Genomic DNA, 3,419 nt, shown 5'->3' on the forward strand with positions numbered 1-3,419 from the left:
GAACCTATCGCGCAGCGATGTGTACGGTCCCGGTTAAAAGCTATATTCAGCGCCTCTACCTCGATCGGGTCGCCAAGACGCGTACCCGTGCCGTGCGCCTCGATATAACTGATGCTCTCCGGCAAAATCCCGGCAAACTTTTGGGCGTTTTTGATACATTTCACCTGGCCCTCAACGCCGGGGGCTGTATAACCCACCTTATTGTTACCATCATTATTAACCGCGCTGCCTTTAATGATCGCATAGATATGATCATTGTCCTTCAGCGCCTCAGACAGACGTTTCAATACCACAATTCCTACCCCTTCGCCCCCAACACAACCACTCGCAGCCTGATCAAATGCCCGGCAATGACCATCTGATGATTTGACCATCCCTTCTTCATATAAATATCCAGTGTTCTTACTTGTTCCAATTGATATTCCACCTGCTATCGCGATTTTCGCTTCGCCCAGTAATAAGCTGTTACATGCAAGATTAATAGCTACCAAAGAGGTTGAGCAGGCCGTATTTACAGAAAATACAGGCCCGTTTAAATTCAATTTATATGATAATAATGATGTGAGATAATCTTTACCGCTTAAATAATCTAAACTTAACTCATCTATTTCTGTATTTTGATTTGATAATTGAGCGTAAGCTTTCCAATTTAAATCATTTCCCCCTCCAGCAAATAACCCTACAGCCCCTTTAATTTTTTTTAAATTACAACTTGCATCTTCAAGTGCCTCCCAAACACATTCATGGAAAATTCGATGCATGGGATTCATTAAATTTGCTTCGATAGGCTTGTAATCAAAAAAAGCCGCGTCAAATTGTTCTTTGTTTTTTAATACAGCCCTTGCGTTGATAAAATTTGATTGTCGGATAAGTTTTTTATCTGCTTTCAATGACGTTAATGCATCGTCAGATAAAAATTCAATTGATTCTACGCTTGTTTTTAAATTATTCCAATACTCCCTCCAATTATCGGCGCCCGGCACTCTGCATGCCAATCCTATAATTGCTATTTCCATGCCCGTGTAGCCCTGGTTATTCTTCATCGCTATAATTATAATTTAACAAACTGATGGTTTTAGCCCTGGCATCCGTCGCTTCAATAAGTTCCTGATCGAAATTATTGGAATCTGGATTCAGATTTAAATCGATATGTTTTGCCAATACTGAAATATTGGGGAAAGTAAAAGCCGCCAGGACGGCTATATGCTCGTCAAAAGTTCCATTGATAATATTTATCATTTTCACAGCTTTTAGTGAGTTCCCCCCTAAGTCAAAAAAGTTATCATTGATCCCGATCCCGTTACGACCGAGCACTTCTTCCCATATCCCGATCAACTGCGATTCCGTCTCATTGCGCGCACCTTCGTAAACCGTGCCACCCGAAAGCTCCTGGCCCGCCGGTGAGGGCAGCCGTTTCTTATCTACCTTCCCGTTTGCCGTTAGCGGTAATGCTTCCAGCTGTACATAATGGCCCGGTACCATATAGCCCGGCAAGCGTTCCTGAAGGTACTGACGAAGCTCCGGTACATTCAGCAGTGTGCCGCTTACCAAGTACGCTACCAGCTCCCGTTCGCCGCTGCCCAGATCCAGCGCCTGTACAACCGAGCTGCTTACATCGCTGTGACCGTTTAGCGCACTTTCGATCTCCCCTAATTCGATCCGGTAACCCCGCACTTTTACCTGGTCGTCTAAACGGCCCTGGTATTCTATATTGCCGTCCGCAAGCCATCTGCCAAGGTCCCCCGTGCGGTATAGGCGTTCACCGGGCTTGAATGGATTGGCAATAAACTTCTCAGCGCTCAGCTCTTCACGGTTCAAATAACCCCTCGCAACTCCGGCCCCGCCTATACAGATCTCCCCGCTTACCCCTACAGGCTGTAACTTTAAACCGGCATCTAAGATGTAGATCCCGACATTCCAGATCGGCTTACCGATAGGGATGTTTGTATCCTGCGCTGAAACCGGGTAATAGGTTGCTTCGATACAGGCTTCCGTAGGGCCATATAAATTATGAACCGGTATGTTTGTTTTTGAATACCATCTGTTTGTAGTTGACGCTGATAATGCCTCTCCGCTGGTAACCACCATGCGAAGGCTCGATAAGCCCGGCGATGCATCTGCAGGCAAGTTTGCGATGAACATGTTAAACATGCTTGGCACAAAATGCAGGCAGCTTATCTTTTCACTTCCTATTATTGTAAAAATCCTTTCAGGCGATTTTACATCATCGTTACTGCAGAGGACTATTTTTGCGCCGTAACATAGCGGCATAAAAAACTCCCATACCGAAACATCGAACGTAAATGTTGTTTTCTGAAGGATAATATCAGCCGCACTGAAATCATAATGCTTCCACATCCATTCGATCCTGTTAACCACACTCCGGTGTTCCACCATCACCCCTTTGGGTTTGCCTGTTGAGCCTGAGGTGTAGATCACATACGCCAGGTCCCTCGATTCATTTACACCTGCGAGGTTATCTGCACCATATTCAGCTAATGACGACCGGAATTCCGATAACAAGGTGTCATCTATCAACACCTTACAGCCGCTGTCTTTTAGCATATAACTGATCCGCTCTGAAGGGTAACCCGGATCGACCGGTACATATGCACCTCCTGCCTTCAATACACCGAGGATCGCCACGATCATTTCTAAAGAACGTTCCAGGCAAATCCCCACCAGGTCCTCACGGCCTACACCCCTCAGGCGCAGGAAATGCGCCAGCTGGTTTGACAAACCGTTCAGTTCCGAATAGCTCAGCGTCTGTTCCCCGAATACCAGTGCCGGTGATCCGGGGGCCTGTGCTGCCTGTGCCTCGAAAAGCGAAACAAGCGTCTCCTCCTCAGGGTAGGCTACCGCCGTATCATTGAAGCTTTCCAGGAGTTCTTTGCGCTCTGCAGCACCCAGGTAATCCAGCTCCGAAATTGGTACATCCGGTGAACCGCATACCGCCGGCAGCAGCCGATCCAGGTGACCGCATAAGCGTTCTGCCATCTCTCGGCTGTAGATATCGCTGTTATAGGTCAGGTCCAGCAGGATACCCTCTGTGCCTTCTGTAAAATTGAACGTCAGGTCGAACTTACTGCTCTCTGTCTGCACTTCTTCATAGGCCCTTACTTCAAGGCCCTCAAGTGTCGGGAGCACTCCCTTGCCCATCCCTGTGTTCTGCAACACCACCATCACATCGAACAAGGCGTTACGGCTCAGGTCACGCGGCAAATCCAGCTGGTCTATTAGTTCATCAAACGGGTACAGCTGATGCTCATAGGCACCTAACGTTACCTCACGGACATGCGACAACAGCGAACGGTAGCTCCAATCCCCTTCGAAACGGCTCCGCAAGGCCAGCGTGTTCACATAAAACCCGATCTGTTCTTCCAGGTCCGTATGGGAACGGCCTGCTATCGGGCTCCCGA

2 protein-coding genes are annotated in these 3,419 nt (G+C 47.6%); both read right to left on the reverse strand.

Annotated features, from left to right (window positions below; genetic code table 11):
* On the reverse strand, positions 1-1,043 hold a 1,043-nt coding region (locus tag ACFFGT_RS04440), incomplete at its 3' end, for a beta-ketoacyl synthase N-terminal-like domain-containing protein (protein WP_377021301.1).
* Positions 1,033-3,419: non-ribosomal peptide synthetase (locus ACFFGT_RS04445; RefSeq protein ID WP_377021302.1), on the reverse strand; the 2,387-nt coding region annotated here is incomplete at its 5' end. The genes ACFFGT_RS04445 and ACFFGT_RS04440, both read right to left, overlap by 11 nt.

Origin of the sequence: Mucilaginibacter angelicae, from assembly GCF_042434235.1 — a bacterium.
Lineage (GTDB): Bacteria > Bacteroidota > Bacteroidia > Sphingobacteriales > Sphingobacteriaceae > Mucilaginibacter > Mucilaginibacter angelicae.